Annotated in this window: 2 pseudogenes; both read left to right on the top strand. The window is 66.9% G+C overall.

What is annotated here, in order from left to right:
• Positions 1-417: pseudogene (locus AB0N17_RS46850) on the top strand (transposase); the annotation flags it as partial.
• A gap of 32 nt (positions 418-449) precedes the next feature.
• Positions 450-1,108: pseudogene (locus AB0N17_RS46845) on the top strand (ISAzo13 family transposase); the annotation flags it as partial.

The raw sequence follows: 1,108 nt of genomic DNA, 5'->3' as shown, positions 1-1,108 counted from the left end.
GTGAAACTCGCCGAGCCCCTCGGGGTCGCGCGGCTGTCGAAGTCCCAGGTCAGTGCGGTGGCCAAGCACCTGGACGAGCAGGTTGCCGCGTTCCGCAACCGGCCGCTGGATGCCGGCCCGTATGCGTTCGTCTGGGTCGACGCGCTTACCCAGAAGGTCCGTGAGGGCGGCCGCATGATCAACGTCCACGCGCTGATCGCGGTCGGCGTCAACGCGGACGGACACCGCGAGATCCTCGGCATCGACGTCGCCACGGCCGAGGACGGTGCGGGCCGGCTCGCCTTCCTGCGCTCGTTGACCGGCCGCGGTCTGCCCGGTGTCCAGTTGGTCGTCTCCGACGCGCACACCGGCCTGGTGAACGCGATCGGCGCGGTCCTGCCGGGCGCGTCGTGGCAGCGATGCCGCACGCATTGGAGCTGTACGAGCAACACACCGAAACACACGGCAAGTTGGCTCTGGTCGAGCCGGATGAACGAGGTGATCCCATGTCGCCGCTGCGCTGGACCACGAAGTCGCTGCGCAAGCTGGCTGCCGAGCTGCCCCGTCAAGGCCATCCCATATCTCCGGGCTCCGTCGGCCAGCTGCTGCGGGCGAACGGATTTAGCCTGCAGGCGACCTCCAAGGCTCTTGAAGGCAAGCAGCATCCGGACCGGGGCGCCCAGTTCCGCTACATCAACGAGCAGGTCAAACAGTTCCAGGTGGCCTGCGAGCCGGTAATCAGCGTCGACTCGAAGAAAAGGCGAGCCGATCGAGGTGGAGGGCCACAGCTTCTTCACCGGTCCCAAGGGCGAGACCGCCATCCCCTACGGCGTCTACGACCTGACAGCCGATGTCGGCTGGGTGAGCGTCGGCGTCGATCACGACACCTCCGCCTTCGCCGTGGCCACGATCCGTCGCTGGTGGCAGGCACGCGGCCAACTCGACTATCCGGCCGCGACCCGACTGCTGGTCACAGCAGACGCGGGCGGCTCGAACAGCTACCGCTACCAGGCCTGGAAAGCGAACTCGCCGCCTTGGCCGCCGAGAGGGACTGGCCATCACGGTCTGCCACTTTTCTCCGGGGACACAATGCCGTTGCTTGAGTCAGTGGACTATTGCCGGTTGGAGT

The sequence above is a fragment of the Streptomyces sp. NPDC051133 genome (genome assembly GCF_040682635.1).
GTDB lineage: Bacteria > Actinomycetota > Actinomycetes > Streptomycetales > Streptomycetaceae > Streptomyces.
This window is presented reverse-complemented; position numbering and strand designations above follow the sequence as displayed.